We start from the raw sequence: 14682 nt of genomic DNA on the forward strand, positions 1-14682 counted from the left end.
CATCCTGCCCCGCGGCCCAGCGCGACCGCAGGTTTCCGCAAGGCACTTCCTCCGGCTTCTACCCAGACATCCCATGCGACGTCTTTTCCCCCGCCTGTGCGCGGTTCTGCTCTCGGCCTTCCTGCTGTTCGGCTTCGCGCCCGTGGCCAAGGCTGACGCCTCGGTGGCCGGCCTCACTCCCTGCGCCGAGAGTCCACGCTTCCAACAGCGGGCCGCCGGCGCCAAGACCGACCAGGCCAAGGCCCGCTTCGAGATGTACGGCCAGGCCCTCTGCGGCACCGACGGCCTGCCCCACCTGATCGTGGATGGCCGCTGGAGCCACGCCGGTGACTTCATCATCCCGGGCATCGCCTTCCTGTACATCGCCGGTTGCATCGGCTGGGCCGGCCGCGGCTACCTGATGGCGATCCGTGGCAGCAAGGACGCCACCATGAAGGAGATCCAGATTGATCTGCCCCTCGCCTTCAAGAGCACCCTCGCCGCAGCAAGCTGGCCGCTGGCCGCCTTCAGCGAGTTCTCGGGCAAGAAGCTCACCGAAGCCGACAACAAGATCACGGTGTCACCCCGCTGATCGCTCTGCCTCGGCAGATCAACAGCGCTCCACAGTCCTCAGCCCCGCAACTCCACCTCTCCACCCCACCTCTCCACCCCGATGAAGAAGTTCCTCACCACGGCGCCGGTGTTCACCGCCATCTGGTTCACCATCACCGCCGGCATCATGATCGAATTCAACCGCTTCTTCCCCGACCTGCTGTTCCATCCCCTTTGAGATCAGCTCCGGCGTTCACACCCAAGCAAGCGGCCCCATGGGCCGCTTTTTCATGCTGCTGCCCTGCCGATTCTTGAGATGCTGATCCTTGAAGTGCTGCTGATCAGCGCAGGCCCAGCTGCTGCTCCAGCTGCTCCAAGGACACCGCCAGGTCATCGTTGATCAAGGTGGCGTCGAACTCCGCTTCAGCCGCCAATTCCACCCGGGCCCGCTGCAGCCGCCGCTGGATCGCCTCCTCACTGTCGGTGCCCCGCCCACGGATGCGGCGTTCCAGCTCCGCAAAGGAAGGCGGCTTGATGAACAGCTGAAACCCGGCGGGAAAGGTGTGGCGCACCTGCCGCGCTCCCTCGAGCTCGATCTCCAGGAGAACCGGACAGCCCGCCGCCAGCCGCTCCTCGACGGGCTGCCGGGGCGTGCCATAGAGATTTCCGGCGAATTCGGCCCACTCCAGGAACCCCCCGGCCGCCACCTGCTGCTCGAACAGCTCCCGACTGAGGAAGAAATAGGTCTCCCCCTCGGTTTCACCGGGTCGCGGTGCCCGCGTGGTGGCCGACACGGACAGCCAGATCTCGGGGTGACGGCGCAGCAGGCCGGCCACCAGGGTGCCCTTGCCAACCCCGCTCGGTCCGGTGATCACGGTGAGACGGGCCATCCGGCACCTGAACGCAGGGCTGCAGAGTAGAAGCGTGTGCGGCTGGGCTCCAGCGCGGCCATGGCGAGCCTGCAGACCCTGGATGTCACCAGCCTCAAGGCCGTGCTTGCCGAGTGGCGGCCGCTGCTGCTGCCGAGCCGGCTGGAGAAGGCGCAACAGGCCGATCCGTGCACGATCCAGCTGGCCCTGCGCCACCTGCAGGGTGTCCAGTGGCTGGCCCTGAGCTGGCAGGCCGAGGCCGCGCGGGTGCACGCCATCGATCCGCCGCCGCGGCAGGGCGCCGGCAGCACCCTGGCCCAGCAGCTGCAGCACGGCCTGGGAGGCCTCGCCCTCGTCGAGATCCATCAGCCCGGCTGGGAGCGGGTGGTGGAGCTGGGGTTCGCGCGCCGCCCCGGCGAGCCGCCCCGGCGCTGGCTGGTGGCCGAGCTCATGGGCCGCCACAGCAACCTGCTCCTGCTGGAGCCGGATGGCCGCGGCGGCCGCCAGGTGGTGGCCCTGGGCCGGCAGGTGCGCGGCCGGCAGTCGCGGCTTCGACCAATCGCCACCGGCGATCCTTACCAGGCCCCGCCACCGCTGGCTGGCGATCCCCCGGACCGCCAGACCTCCATGGCGCGCTGGCAGCAGCAGGTGGCCCTGCTGCCCCTGCCCCTGGAGCAGGCCCTGCGTGCGGCCTACCAGGGCATCAGTCCGGCCCTGGCCCGCCAGCTGGCGCCGGGCCCCTGGCTGCGGCAGCCGGTGGGGGATCTGGAGCCCCGGCAGTGGGAGAGCCTGTGGCAGCGGTGGCAGGCGTGGCTGGAAGCCGTGGAGAGCGAGCGCTTCGGCTGGCGCCGGGAGGGCGACGGTTACCGGTGCTGGTGCCTCCGCGAGGAGGTCGGCGCCCCCGGGCCGGCGGTGGCGTCGCGGGATGGGGAGTCAGCAGGCCCGTCCCCCATGCCGATCAACACCGCTCTCGCCCGCTACTACGGCAACTGGCTGGCCAGCCAGGCGTTCCAGCGGCAGCAGCACCAGCTCCAGCAGCAGCTGCAACGGCTGCTGGAGAGGGAAACAGGGCAGGCCAGCGCCCAGCAGGCGCTGCTGGATGCCGTGCCGGAAAGCGAGGCCCTGCAGCGCCAGGCCGATGCCCTGCTGAGCCAGCGCCAGCCCAGCCGCGCCTGCATCGCCGCAGCCCAGAAGCTGTACCAGCAGGCCCGCAAGCGCCGCCGCTCGGTGGCCTCCATCAGCGCACGGCTGGAGCACCATCGCCATCGCCTGGCCTGGCTCGAAGCCAGCCTCACGTTTCTGGAGCAGGCCGGCAGCCTCGAGGAGCTCGCGGCCCTGGGCCAGGACCTCGACGACCACCTCCATCCCCCCGGCGGCCCCGGCGCGGCTGCCCGGCGCTCGCCGCCATCGGGCCGGAGCGGCGAGCCCAGACCTCTGGAACTGCGCAGCCCCAACGGGCTCTGCCTGCAGGTGGGGCGCAACCACCGCCAGAACGAATGGGTCGTGTTCCGGCAGGCACGGCGCGGCGACCTGTGGTTCCACGCCCAGGAACTGCCGGGCAGCCACGTGGTGCTGCGCAGCTCGGAGCAGGTGGCCGAGGAGGCCGATCTCCAGGCCGCGGCCGATCTGGCTGCCCATTTCAGCCGCGGCCGCGGCAACCGCAGGGTGCCGGTGGTGATGGCGCCCACCGACCAGCTGCAACGGATTCCAGGGGCGGCCCCCGGCACCGTGCGGCACCGGAGTGCCGAGGTGATGTGGGGCAACCCCGAACGGGCTCTTACCCTGCTGGCAGCACAGCAGCCATGACCGACAGCGCCCGCGAGGATCCTTCAGGCCTGGAGCCACCGCCGCCGATCCGGATCGACCGGCCCCCCGCTGTGGAGGAACGTCATTCCGAAGCGGGGGGTGACTTCCCCGGCGAGGTGGAGATGAGCCTGGTGGACCATCTCGAGGAGCTGCGCCGGCGGATCCTGCGCAGCCTGCTGGCCCTGTTGGTGGGGGCGGCCCTGTGCCTGGCCTTCGTGAAGCCGCTGGTGCGGTTGCTGGAGGTGCCGGCCGATGGCATCCGCTTCCTGCAGCTCGCCCCCGGGGAGTTTCTGTTCGTGTCGCTGAAGGTGGCCGGCTACGCCGGTCTCACCCTGGCCCTGCCCTACATCCTCTACGAGGGGCTGGCCTTCGTGCTGCCGGGGCTGACCCGGCGGGAGCGACGCCTGGTGGCCCCAGCCGTGGCGGGCTCGGCCGTGCTCTTTGCCGCGGGGCTGGCCTTCGCCTGGTGGGCCCTGGTGCCGGCGGCCCTGCGCTTCCTGGTGAGCTACGGCGCCGATGTGGTGGAGCCGAGCTGGTCGATCGAGCGCTACCTCGATTTCGTGCTGCTGCTGATGGTGGCCACTGCCCTGGCTTTCCAGCTGCCGGTGCTGCAGCTGCTGCTGGGAGCTCTCGGCCTGGTGCGGGCCAGGGCCATGCTCGCGGCCTGGCGCTGGGTGGTGCTGCTCGCGGCCCTGGGGGGAGCGGTGCTCACGCCCTCCACCGACCCGGTGACCATGCTGCTGCTCACCGGAGCGATCACGGGGCTCTACCTGGCGGGGGTGGGCCTGGTGGCCCTGGCGGAGCGCCTGCGCGGCTAGAGCAGGAACTCGCTGGCCCGCTCCGGCGGCAGTTCCAGCGGCAGGCCCAGCGCCCGGCCCAGCCGCGGCTTGTCGGCGGTGGTCTGCAGCCAGCGGCGCACCTGGGCAGCCACGCCGAGGCCGTTGAGCAGCCCGGCCATCTGGTCCAGCTTGGCGGTGTAGACGTCCGCGGAAAGCGGGAACGACTGCTGCTCGAGGTAGGCCCACATCACCTGCAGATACAGGCGACCACGGCGCTGCACCAGCTGGAGGTCGTAGCTGGCCTGCCAGCGGCTGCGCAGCAGGGAGAGCAACTCCTCGGCAGTGAGCGGGGGGGAGGAATCCACGGCCAGGCCCTTGGGCAGGGAGCCACCTCCCCGTACCAGGGAAACCCTGGCACACCCCATCTCCGCAACGGGTTGTTGCAGAGCCTGGCGGAGCCCGCACCAGCGGCCCTGAGCGGGAGGAGCAGGCCCTAATGTGGCCGCCACGTTGCTGTGCCTTCCGAGCCGCCCCGTATGACCCAGATGCCAGCGAGCGCTTCGAGCGGTGATGTGCCCGGAATGGGTCGTCGGCAGTTCATGAACCTGCTGACCTTCGGGTCGGTCACCGGCGTGGCGCTCGGTGCGCTCTACCCGGTGGTGAACTACTTCATCCCCCCCAAGGCCGCGGGCAGCGGCGGCGGCACCGCGGCGAAGGACGAGCTGGGCAATCCCGTCACCGCCAGCGGCTGGCTCGGCGGCCACAAGGAGGGAGACCGCAGCCTGGTGCAGGGTCTCAAGGGCGACCCCACCTACCTGATCGTCGAGGGGGATGACGCCATCGGCAGCTACGGCATCAATGCCATCTGCACCCACCTGGGCTGCGTGGTGCCCTGGAACAGCGGCCAGAACAAGTTCATCTGCCCCTGCCATGGCTCCCAGTACGACGCCACCGGCAAGGTGGTGCGCGGCCCGGCGCCGCTGTCCCTGGCCCTGGCCCACGTGTCGGTCGAGAACGACAACGTGTTTCTGAGCCAGTGGACCGAAACCGACTTCCGCAACGGCGACAAGCCCTGGTGGGTCTGATCCGCTTTCCCTCTCCGCTCCTGTCGCCCCTTCTGTGATGCGCCGCCCCTTCTCCCTGCTGCTCGGCTCCCTGCTCGGTTTCCTCGTTCTCCTCGGGGCCGCGGCCCCGAGCTGGGCCTACCCCTTCTGGGCCCAGCAGAACTACGCCAGCCCCCGCGAAGCCACCGGCAAGATCGTCTGTGCCAACTGCCACCTGGCCAAGAAGGCCACCCGGGTGGAAGTGCCCCAGGCCGTCTTCCCCGACACGGTGTTCAAGGCGGTGGTGGAAATCCCCTACGACACGTCCGTGCAGCAGGTGTCCGGTGACGGCAGCGGCACCGGCCTCAACGTGGGCGCCGTGGTGATGCTGCCCGATGGATTCACCCTGGCCCCGCAGGATCGGATGAGCGAGGAACTCAAGGAGGAGACGGCCGGCGTCTTCTACTCGCAGTATTCCGACGACCAGCCGAACATCCTGCTGGTGGGCCCCCTGCCCGGCGACCAGCACCAGGAGATCGTGTTCCCGGTGCTGGCGCCGGACCCGGCCACCGACAGCAGCATCCACTTCGGCAAGTACCAGCTCCACATCGGCGGCAACCGCGGCCGCGGACAGGTGTACCCCACCGGCGAGAAGTCCAACAACGCCGTGTTCACAGCTTCCGCAGCCGGCACCGTGGCGTCGATCACCCCGGCTGACGGCGGCGGCACCGTGGTGGAGATCAGCACCGCCGATGGCTCCAGCGTGAGCGAAACCATCCCGGCGGGCCCCACCGTCACCGCCGCGGTGGGGGATGTGGTGGCCGCCGGTGCTGCACTCACCAACGACCCGAACGTGGGTGGCTTCGGCCAGGTGGATGCCGAGGTGGTGCTGCAGAACCCCGTGCGGATCTACGGCCTGCTCGCCTTCTTCGCGGCCATCGCCGTGGCCCAGATCTTCCTGGTGCTCAAGAAGCGTCAGGTCGAGAAGGTGCAGGCCGCCGAAGGCATCGTCTGAGGCCCCTCCTGAGCGACCTTCTGACCGGTCCCATGGTCTCTCCGGCTGGGCTGGCCGTTGCCTCAACATCGCCTTCCTTCCCGTTGAGCGTTCTCCTCACCTTCACCTCCCCCGGGCCCCTGGTGTTCCAGCTGGGCCCGCTCAGCCTGCGCTGGTATGGGCTGCTGATCGCCCTGGCGGTGCTCGCCGGCCTGATGCTGGCCACCCGCCTCGGCCGGGCCCGGGGGATCGATCCGGCCCTGATCGCCGATCTGCTGCCCCTGCTGGTGCTGGGGGCGGTGATCGGCGCCCGCCTCTACTACGTGCTGCTGGAGTGGCGCCAGTACGCCGACAACTGGACCGACGCCCTGGCCATCTGGCGGGGTGGCATCGCCATCCACGGTGCCCTGATCGGCGGTGCCATCACCACGATCCTCTATTGCCGCTGGCGGCGCCAGCGCTTCTGGCCCCTGCTGGATGTGCTGATGCCGGCCGTGGCCCTGGGCCAGGCGATCGGCCGCTGGGGCAACTTCTTCAATTCCGAGGCCTTCGGCCTGCCCACCCAGCTGCCCTGGAAGCTGCGGATCCCCCTGGCCAACCGTCCGGCCGAGTTCCTCGATCAGATGGATTTCCACCCCACCTTTCTCTACGAATCGCTCTGGAATGTGGGGGTGTGCGTGCTGTTGCTGGTGCTGTTTCGCCAGGGCCAGCGCGGACGGCTTGCGCTGCCGCCGGGCAGCCTGAGCTGTGTGTATCTGATGGCCTACAGCGCCGGGCGCATCTGGATTGAGGGACTGCGCCTCGACCCCCTCTGCCTGTTCTCCGAGCCCCCGTTCTGTGAGGGCGGCCTGCGCATGGCCCAGGTGATCAGCCTGCTGCTGATCGCCCTGGGGGGTCTGGGTCTCTGGTGGCTCTACGGCCGCCATCGGCCCCTGCCCGACCCCAGTGGGGTGACCCCTTGAGCCAGCAGGATCCCGTGGTGAAGATCGTGGGGGCCGGCCCCGGCGCTCCCGATCTGCTCACCCTGCGGGCGCTGCGGGCCCTGGAGCAGGCCGAGGTGCTGGTGTGGACCGATTCCCTGGTGAATCCCCAGGTCGCGGCCCTCGCCCCGGAGCCCTGTGAACGCATCCGCACCAGCAGCCTCACCCTGGAGGAGGTGATGGCGGTGGTGCTCGAGCGGGCCAAGGCCGGCCAACGCGTGGTGCGCCTCCACGATGGCGATCCGTGCCTCTACGGGGCCCTCAACGAGCAGATCTGCCGTCTGGCCGACGCCGGCGTGGCGGTGGAGGTGGTGCCCGGGCTCAGCGCCTATCAGGCCGCAGCGTCCGCCCTGCAGCAGGAGCTCACGATCCCGGGACTGGTGCAGACGATCGTGCTCGGACGGGCCGGCGGACGCACCGGGGTTCCCGAGCGGGAGTCCCTGGGCCGACTGGCGGCCCTGCAGGCCTCCCTCTGCCTCTACCTCAGTGCCCGCCACGTGGAGGAGGTGCAGCAGGAGCTGCTGCAGCACTATCCGGCCGAGACACCGGTGGCGATCGGATACCGGGTGAGCTGGCCCGACCAGTGGATTCAGGTGGTTCCCCTCACGGACATGGCACGCCTCAGCCGCGAACGGGGCCTGATCCGCACCACGCTCTATGTGGTGAGCCCCGCCCTGGCGGGCACCACCCAGGCCCGCTCCAGGCTCTACTCAGCCAGCCACTCCCACCTGTTCCGCGGTGGGGCCTGAACCGCCGGCAGATCCAGGCTCGTCCCCAGCGTCGCCATGGAGCTCCCGCTCCAGGCGCTCGCGATCGAAGCGGCAGCCCAGCCGCGCCACGATCCGTTCGAGGTCGCGGGCGGCGTTCCCCAGACAGCAGGTGCCGCCGGGCGAGGGGGTCACATTGAACACCAGGCCCGGCTCGGCCTCAATGCTGGCTTCCCCGAGCATCAGCCGGCGCTGGCGCTTGTCGATCAGCTGGGGGCGCACCCCTCCATACCCTTCGGCGAAGCTGAGATCCTGCAGCTTCATGCCGGGCACGATCTTGCGGACATCCGCCAGGAACAGGCGCCTGCGCAGCCAGGGCACCTCGAACAGCAGGTTCTTGAGGATGTAGTTGCGGATGTCCGCGATGCGCAGCAGCTGCCAGAACACCGCCAGCACCGCCCAGTCGAGCCGGAGCACCTTCAGAAACTCCCAGAACGAGGCCGGCCTGTAGCGCTCCAGCTGCGGCAGCAGCAGGGCTGTGGGCCCGAAGCGGGTCTTGCCCGGCGCTCTCACGTCGGGGTCGCCGTGGATGGCCGCGAACGGCAGCTTGTCGTTCTGCACGGTGTACACCTTGCCCCGGAGCAGGTCCGGCGTGAAGTAGAAGCTCCCGGCCACAGGCAGGCACGAGTACTCCAGGCCGTAGCCCATCGCCTGGGCCATCAGCAGGCTGTGGGCCCCTGCGTTCACCACCACGTGGCGTGCCCACACCTCCCGGCAGGCCTGCTCAGGGGAACCCAGGCCGGCACCCTGGCCGCCGGGCGTGGGCATCAGGCTCACCCGGTAACCCTCACCCTCCGGGGTGATGCGGCACACGCTGGTGCCGAGCTTGAGCAGGATCTCCCTGTCGGTGTGCTCCACAGCGGCACGGGCCTGATCCACGAACGAGGCGGCGAGGGCCTCGTAATCCACGGCGGTGTAGGTGCGGCGGATGCCGATCGCCACGAGATCCTCGGGCCGCGGGCTGCCGTCCACCAGGGCCACGCTGGGCTCCCACTCGGCGATGGCCTGCTTGTCCAGCAGCTCCATGGCCGGGAAATGGGGGGAGAAGCGGGCGAAGCGCTCCCGCAGGAAGGCGCATTCGGCGGGCCCCACGCCGAGCACCATCTTCGGGGTACGGAACACGCAACGCTCCCGGGTGGCTGGGTCGAGCAACTCGGCGTAGCGCACGATCATCTCGGCCGTGCGCTTCACCCGCAGGGCCTTCTCCAGGGTGTAGTTGGTCTCGATGTCACCGCAGTGGATGGTCTGGCTGTTGTTGGTGGCCCGCGAATTCACCAGGGCCAGGCGGTCGTAGCGCTCCACCAGGGCCACCCGTCTGAGGTCGGTGTAACGGGCCAGCTCGAACAGGAGGGCGGTACCGCACACCCCACCGCCCACGATCAGCACATCCAAGGGCGCCGCCGCCGCGGCTGAGCCGGCAGGGCAGGAGTCGGTGGCCGTGCTCACGGATTCGCTCGAGCTGCAGCCATGTTCGCCGATCGGGTCACGGGCGTCGCAGCAGGGGGAGTCGCAGCAGGGGGAGTCGCAGCGGGCGGTGTTTTAAGCTCTGATCCGTTGGGGTCTTCCTCGCGGAGCCTCGGCTGTCAGGGCGATTAGCACAGCGGTAGCGCACTTCCTTCACACGGAAGGGGTCACTGGTTCGAATCCAGTATCGCCCATCTCAAACGGGTCCCACAGCCCAGCTCCCGTGCCCGGGTCCTGCCGCCCTTGCCGGCGTGATGCGCTTGCATCTCCCGACCAGAGCTGCAACCCTTGTTGCAGCTGGCCTGCCTGACGGCAGTGTCCGGGTGGTCCCCCACGACCCGGTGCCTGCGTCCATCGCCAACCCAGGATCAGCCGGATCCCATGAGTGGAGACCCCAGTCCCGATCTGCCGCCCAATCCCGATCTGCAGCGCCTGAGCACCTGCCTGCACGAAGCGCGGCTGCGGGAGGGCATCAGCCTCGATGATCTGGCCCGACGGCTCCACATGGGCCGGGAACAATTGCACTCCCTGGAGCAGGCGGACACCGCAGCCCTGCCGGAGCAGGTGTTCGTGATCGCCCAGGCCCGGCGGGTCGCCTGCGCCCTCGGGGTGAACATCGATTCGGAAATCCAGGCCCTGCGACGCAGCCAGGCCCCCGCGGGGGGGACGGCCGCGGCTCCGGCAGAGCCGGTCGTGATCAAGGCACCGCCACGGGATCTCCCACCTCGGCCGGGCGGCACGGGCCGGTCCCGTGGCGGTGCCATCCCCACACCCCTCAAGCTCGTGGGGCTGGCCGCCCTGGTGGGGGCGGCTGGCCTGGCGGCGTGGCGCATCCTGCCCACGACCATGCCGCCCTCCCCCCAGGCGGCCACGACCACGCCGAAGAACGCTGCCTCCCCTTCTCCTTCCCGGTCTCCTGCCGCCCGGCCGGCCCCCACTCCCCAATCCGACGCCCTGACCCTCAAAGCCGGTCAGGCCAGCTGGCTGGAGGTGCGCACCGCCACCGGCACCAGCCTGTTCCGGGGCACCCTCGAAGGTGAGCGGAGCTTCCCCTACCGGGGAGATCTGCTGGTGCTGGCAGGCCGTCCCGACCTGGTGGAAGTGGCGGAACCCGGTGCCGGCCCACGGCCGCTCGGCCGCATTGATCAGGTGCGCTGGCAGCGGTTCAAGGCTCCCGCACCCTGAGCTCTAGGCCACTGGCTTCCGCCACCACCTCCGCACAGGAGCGCAGGCTCCAGCGCTCGAGTCCGAGGTCATGGGGGGGATCCCCCGGCTCGGCGGGGAGGGGTACCAGCTCCAGCTCCAGCACGCCGTCGGCGGGCTGATGCACCGTCAGGCTGGCGATCAGGCGGGCCGGGCGGCGGTCCAGCGCCGCCGCCAGCCGCAGCAGCAGGGCCATGGAGAACACCGTGCGCCGCTGGTCCCGCTCCTCGATCAGCTGCCACGACTCATGCCGCTTCTTGGGCAGGCTGCGGCGGTGATAGCGGGCGATGGCCGCCACCATCAGGTGCTCCGCCTGGGAGTACCCGAGCAGCTCGCCATGCCGGATCAGGTACCAGGTGTGCTTGTGGTACGCCGAGATGTTGATGCTCTTGCCGCAGGTGTGCAGCTGGGCCGCCGCCCAGAGCAGGGTCCGCCCCTCGCCGGCGTCGTGGTGCAGCACCCCCCGGGTCTGGTCGTAGAGGCTGAGGGCGTAGGCGGCCACGCGGTCGGCCCGCTCCCGCTCGATGCCGTAGCTCTGGGCCAGGTGCAGCACCGTGCGCTCGCGGATGCTGCTCTGGAAGGAGAAGCGATCGCCCAGCAACTGGTTGCGCAGCATCCAGTCCACGATCAGCCCTTCCCGCAGCGCCCGGTCGCACACCACCAGTTCAGGGCTGCCGAGCAGGTCCATGGCGGTCTGCAGGATCAGGGCCCCGGGCACGATGATCTCGGCGCGGCGTTCGTTGATGGCGGACAGGCCCCGGCGCTGCTCCGGCGTCATGGCCAGCAGGCGCTCCACCAGCTGATCGAGCCGGGCCCGGGGCAGGCAGTAGCCCTGGAGTTTCAGCGGTGGCTTGGCATCCTCGGCAGAGGCCAGGGAGGCCATCGCCATGGCCGTGCCGCTGGTGCCCACCAGGCGCGGCTGCTCCCCGGGCTGCAGGGCGCGCTTCACCTCCGCCACCGCAGGATCCAGGGCACCCTGGATGTAGGCCTGCAGGAAGCGGCGCCGCCCCTCCGGCAGCGGCTCCTGCTGGCAGAACTCCCGCTGCAGCCGCACGGCCCCGATGCGGGTGCTGGTGAGTGCCCGGGCATCCCGCCCGTCCCCCAGCACCAGTTCCGTGGAGCCGCCGCCGATGTCGAGGATCAGGTGGGGCTGCTCGCCGAAGCTCATGCCGGAGAGCACGCCGAGATAGATCAGCCGGGCCTCTTCCGGACCACTCACCAGATCCACCGTGAGGCCGAGCTGGTCGTCGAGGGCCTGGAGGAAATCACGGCCGTTGGGCGCTTCCCGCACGGCGCTGGTGGCGGCCGTGACGATCTGCTCGACACCATGGCTCTCGGCCAGGGCCTTGTCGTGGCGGAGGGTGCGGAAGGCCCGCTCGATCGAGGCGGGGCTCAGGTCCCCCGTCTCCGGGTCCCGTTCCCCCAGGCGCGTGGTGGCCTTCTCGGCCAGCAGCACCGAGAAGCTGCGCAGGGCTTCATCCACCTCGGCGATCAGCAGGTGAATCGAGTTGGTGCCGATGTCGATGGCGGCCACCCGGCGGCGATCGGAACCCGGGGCGCTGGAGGGCTCAGCCATCGAACTGATCACAGCCATGGCTCGCCCACTCTTGCACCGGGTGCTGCCGCCCTACCGTTCGACCCAGCGATGGGGAGGCATGGGAAGCGCCGCACACCGGAGGCCTTTCGCCGCCAGGACAGCCACGACCCTGCGGGCCTGGCTGGAACTGGTCCGCTGGCACAAGCCCAGCGGCCGTCTGATCCTGCTGATCCCGGCGGGCTGGAGCCTCTGGCTGCTGCCCCAGGCGCCGCCCCCCGTTCCCCTGGTGCTGGCCGTGGTGGTGGGGGGCCTGGCGGTGAGTGCGGCGGGCTGCATCGCCAACGACCTGTGGGACCGGCGCATCGATACCCAGGTGGACCGCACCCGCCGCCGGCCGCTCGCCGCGGGGCGGGTGGGGGTGGCGGAAGCCCTGGGGCTGCTGCTGCTCTTCCTGCTGCTGGCCCTGGCCGTGGTGCTGTGGGGCCTGCCCGCCGCCAACCGCGGCCTCTGCCTGCTGCTGGCGCTCGCCACCCTGCCACCGGTGCTGCTGTACCCCTCGGCCAAGCGCTGGTTCGCCTTCCCCCAGCTCGTGCTCGCCATCTGCTGGGGCTTCGCGGTGCTGATCCCCTGGGCCGCCGCCAGCGGCTCCCTGCAGGGATGGCCCCTGGCCATGGCCTGGCTGGCCACCGTGCTGTGGACCTTCGGCTTCGACACCGTGTATGCCATGGCTGACCGGGACGACGACCGCCGCATCGGAGTGCGCAGCAGCGCCCTCAGCCTGGGGGCCCGGGCTCCGGCCGTGGTGACCCTCTGCTACGGGGGCACCGCCGCCTGCCTGGCCCTGGCAGCCCTGCACCTGCCCCCTGGGCCCGCTGCCCTCCAGCCCCTGGGCTGGGCCGTGGGGGCGGTGGCGGCCCTCGGCATGGTGCGCGAGGGTCTCGCCCTGCGCCGCCCCCCGGGATCCGCCGGCTTCTTCGGCCGCCACTTCAGCCGGCAGGTGTGGCTGGGTGGGCTGCTGCTGCTGGCCCTGGTGCTGGGGCGGCTGCCATGAAGCCGGCGCTCCCCCTGCCCAGCGCTCTCCAGCCGGGCGACAGGGTGGCCCTGGTGGCGGCGAGCTCAGCCCTGGTGGGTCCTGGAGTCCTGGAGCGGCTGGAGGCGGGGATCGCCGTGCTGGAGGCCTGGGGGCTGGAGGTGGAGCGGCGACCGCTGCAGCAGCGGGGCTGGGGCTACCTGGCGGGCCGCGATGAGGAACGGCGCCAGGATCTGCTGCGGGCCGATCAGGTGGGCGCCGGACTGCTGGCCTGCCTGCGGGGCGGCTGGGGCGCCGCACGGTTGCTGGAAACGCCCCTGCCGCTGCAGACCCGCTGGCTGCTCGGCTTCAGTGACGTGACCGCCCTGCTGTGGTCCCAGCTGGGCCAGGGGAAGGGTGGCGGCATCCATGGCCCGCTGCTCAGCACCCTGGCCGCCGAGCCGGCCTGGAGCCAGGAACGCCTGCGGGCACTGCTGTTCGGCGCCCCGGTTCCTGCCCTGGAGGGGGTGGCCTGGCAAGGGGGCAGGGCGGAGGGCCCCCTGATCGCGGCCAACCTCACGGTGGCCACGCACCTGCTGGGCACCCCCCACCTGCCCGAACTCAGGGGGGCCATCCTGGTGCTGGAGGATGTGGGCGAAGCCCCTTACCGCATCGACCGCATGCTCACCCAGTGGCGCCTGAGCGGGGCCCTGCGCCAGCTGGCTGGCATCGGATTCGGCCAGTTCACGGCTTGCGACGAACCTGAGGAGCAGCCCGGTGCCACCCGGGAGGCCGATGCAGCCCCCCGGTTCAACGTGGAGCAGGTGCTGCGCGAGCGCACGGCCGATCTGGGTGTGCCCATCCTGGCCGACCTGCCCGTGGGGCATGGGGTAGGGAATGCGGCCCTGCCTCTCGGCCGCTGGGCACGGCTGGACGGGACGACGGGCCTGCTCACCCTTCTGGAGTGAGCTGTCGGGCAGGCCGCTGCGCGGCCAGCACCGCCTCGGCCACGATCAGATCGAAGGGCGTGGTGAGCTTGATGTTCGAGGGCGGGGATTGCATCACCTGCACGCTGCGCCCCAGCCGCTCGAACAGGGCGGCGTCGTCCGTGACGCTCCATCCCTCGCGCGCGGCCACCGCATGGGCGGCCCGCAGGTCTGCCACGGGAAACCCCTGCGGTGTCTGGGCCGCCCAGAGGCGGCGGCGGTCCGGTGTCGCCTCAATGGCGCCCCGTTCATCCACCTGCTTGATGGTGTCGGTCACCGGCGTGGCGGCGATCACGGCCGCTCCGGCCTCCACGGCGGCGGCACAGCGGGCCAGCAGCGCCGGCTCCACCAGACAGCGGGCCCCATCGTGAATCAGCACGCCGGCGGCCTCCGGGGGCAGCGCCGCCAGCCCGCGGCTCACGGACTCCTGACGGGTGTCGCCCCCCAGGATCCACGTCACCGGGCGATCCGGCCGGGCCGCGGCCACGATGGCCCTGATGGGGGCCTCGTCCACAGGCTGGCCCACGATGCCGATCCAGGTGATGGCGGGGCAGGCCAGCGCGGCATCGAGGGTCCAGGCGAGCACGGGACGGCCCGCCACCTCCAGCAGGAGCTTGTTGCCGGCGGTGCCCATGCGGCGACCGGTGCCGGCGGCGGCGATCAACAGATGCAAAGGCGTCTCCCCAGGCGGGGGCTCTCCAGGCTGGCTCCATA

At 70.8% G+C, this 14682-nt stretch carries 16 protein-coding genes and 1 tRNA gene; 12 read left to right on the forward strand and 5 right to left on the reverse strand.

Annotated elements, in window-relative coordinates; genetic code table 11:
• Nucleotides 1-73 precede the first annotated feature (73 nt).
• The gene (locus CBM981_RS05860) at nucleotides 74-571 is read left to right on the forward strand and encodes a Photosystem I reaction center subunit III (RefSeq protein WP_087067656.1); all 498 of its coding nucleotides are present in this window, start codon (nucleotides 74-76) and stop codon (nucleotides 569-571) included.
• A gap of 81 nt (nucleotides 572-652) precedes the next feature.
• A complete protein-coding gene (gene psaJ / locus CBM981_RS05865) occupies nucleotides 653-769 on the forward strand; it encodes a photosystem I reaction center subunit IX (protein ID WP_087067657.1) in 117 nt (38 codons plus the stop codon).
• 103 nt (nucleotides 770-872) lie between these two features.
• On the opposite strand, the gene gmk is transcribed toward psaJ, so the two are convergent.
• Nucleotides 873-1421, reverse strand: a complete 549-nt coding sequence (gene gmk / locus CBM981_RS05870) for a guanylate kinase (RefSeq protein WP_087067658.1) — start codon at nucleotides 1419-1421, stop codon at nucleotides 873-875.
• 60 nt (nucleotides 1422-1481) lie between these two features.
• On the opposite strand from gmk, the gene CBM981_RS05875 reads away from it, so the two are divergent.
• Together CBM981_RS05875 and tatC are read left to right on the forward strand one after the other, a co-directional pair.
• Complete coding sequence (locus tag CBM981_RS05875; RefSeq protein ID WP_172820834.1) at nucleotides 1482-3206, forward strand: NFACT family protein; 1725 nt, start codon at nucleotides 1482-1484, stop codon at nucleotides 3204-3206.
• A complete protein-coding gene (gene tatC, locus CBM981_RS05880) occupies nucleotides 3203-4024 on the forward strand; it encodes a twin-arginine translocase subunit TatC (RefSeq protein WP_197686670.1) in 822 nt (273 codons plus the stop codon). The genes CBM981_RS05875 and tatC overlap by 4 nt, the downstream gene beginning before the upstream one ends.
• Here the strand turns inward: tatC and CBM981_RS05885 are convergent.
• Complete coding sequence (locus tag CBM981_RS05885) at nucleotides 4021-4350, reverse strand: DUF3067 family protein (RefSeq protein ID WP_369801671.1); 330 nt, start codon at nucleotides 4348-4350, stop codon at nucleotides 4021-4023. The genes tatC and CBM981_RS05885 overlap by 4 nt on opposite strands.
• Before the next feature lie 171 nt (nucleotides 4351-4521).
• Between CBM981_RS05885 and petC the strand changes: the two genes are divergently transcribed.
• From petC to cobM, 4 genes are all read left to right on the forward strand, one after another.
• Nucleotides 4522-5070 (forward strand): cytochrome b6-f complex iron-sulfur subunit, encoded by a 549-nt coding sequence (gene petC, locus CBM981_RS05890; protein WP_087067661.1) that lies wholly within the window; start codon nucleotides 4522-4524, stop codon nucleotides 5068-5070.
• 37 nt (nucleotides 5071-5107) lie between these two features.
• Nucleotides 5108-6043: a cytochrome f gene (gene petA / locus CBM981_RS05895; RefSeq protein WP_087067662.1), complete on the forward strand. Its 936-nt coding sequence runs from the start codon at nucleotides 5108-5110 to the stop codon at nucleotides 6041-6043.
• A gap of 83 nt (nucleotides 6044-6126) precedes the next feature.
• Nucleotides 6127-6984, forward strand: a complete 858-nt coding sequence (gene lgt, locus CBM981_RS05900; RefSeq protein WP_087067663.1) for a prolipoprotein diacylglyceryl transferase — start codon at nucleotides 6127-6129, stop codon at nucleotides 6982-6984.
• Nucleotides 6981-7751 (forward strand): precorrin-4 C(11)-methyltransferase, encoded by a 771-nt coding sequence (gene cobM / locus CBM981_RS05905; protein ID WP_225867554.1) that lies wholly within the window; start codon nucleotides 6981-6983, stop codon nucleotides 7749-7751. Before lgt ends, cobM begins: the two co-directional genes overlap by 4 nt.
• Here the strand turns inward: cobM and CBM981_RS05910 are convergent.
• A complete protein-coding gene (locus CBM981_RS05910) occupies nucleotides 7713-9215 on the reverse strand; it encodes an FAD-dependent oxidoreductase (protein ID WP_087067664.1) in 1503 nt (500 codons plus the stop codon). The genes cobM and CBM981_RS05910 overlap by 39 nt on opposite strands.
• A 140-nt stretch (nucleotides 9216-9355) precedes the next feature.
• On the opposite strand from CBM981_RS05910, the gene CBM981_RS05915 reads away from it, so the two are divergent.
• Together CBM981_RS05915 and CBM981_RS05920 are read left to right on the forward strand one after the other, a co-directional pair.
• Nucleotides 9356-9427, forward strand: a tRNA-Val gene (locus CBM981_RS05915).
• A gap of 187 nt (nucleotides 9428-9614) precedes the next feature.
• Entirely contained in the window at nucleotides 9615-10418 is an 804-nt protein-coding gene (locus CBM981_RS05920; protein WP_087067665.1) for a helix-turn-helix domain-containing protein, read from the forward strand.
• On the opposite strand, the gene CBM981_RS05925 is transcribed toward CBM981_RS05920, so the two are convergent.
• Nucleotides 10399-12012: a Ppx/GppA phosphatase family protein gene (locus tag CBM981_RS05925; RefSeq protein ID WP_225867555.1), complete on the reverse strand. Its 1614-nt coding sequence runs from the start codon at nucleotides 12010-12012 to the stop codon at nucleotides 10399-10401. The two genes, CBM981_RS05920 and CBM981_RS05925, sit on opposite strands and share 20 nt — an antisense overlap.
• A gap of 79 nt (nucleotides 12013-12091) precedes the next feature.
• Between CBM981_RS05925 and CBM981_RS05930 the strand changes: the two genes are divergently transcribed.
• Together CBM981_RS05930 and CBM981_RS05935 are read left to right on the forward strand one after the other, a co-directional pair.
• The gene (locus CBM981_RS05930; RefSeq protein WP_087069233.1) at nucleotides 12092-13024 is read left to right on the forward strand and encodes a 4-hydroxybenzoate polyprenyltransferase; all 933 of its coding nucleotides are present in this window, start codon (nucleotides 12092-12094) and stop codon (nucleotides 13022-13024) included.
• Nucleotides 13021-13950: an LD-carboxypeptidase gene (locus CBM981_RS05935; protein ID WP_087067667.1), complete on the forward strand. Its 930-nt coding sequence runs from the start codon at nucleotides 13021-13023 to the stop codon at nucleotides 13948-13950. Before CBM981_RS05930 ends, CBM981_RS05935 begins: the two co-directional genes overlap by 4 nt.
• Here CBM981_RS05935 and ispD read toward each other — a convergent pair.
• Complete coding sequence (ispD, locus tag CBM981_RS05940; RefSeq protein ID WP_087067668.1) at nucleotides 13934-14641, reverse strand: 2-C-methyl-D-erythritol 4-phosphate cytidylyltransferase; 708 nt, start codon at nucleotides 14639-14641, stop codon at nucleotides 13934-13936. The genes CBM981_RS05935 and ispD overlap by 17 nt on opposite strands.
• Between the last annotated feature and the right edge of the window lie 41 nt (nucleotides 14642-14682).

Source organism: Cyanobium sp. NIES-981 (assembly GCF_900088535.1).
Lineage (GTDB): Bacteria > Cyanobacteriota > Cyanobacteriia > PCC-6307 > Cyanobiaceae > NIES-981.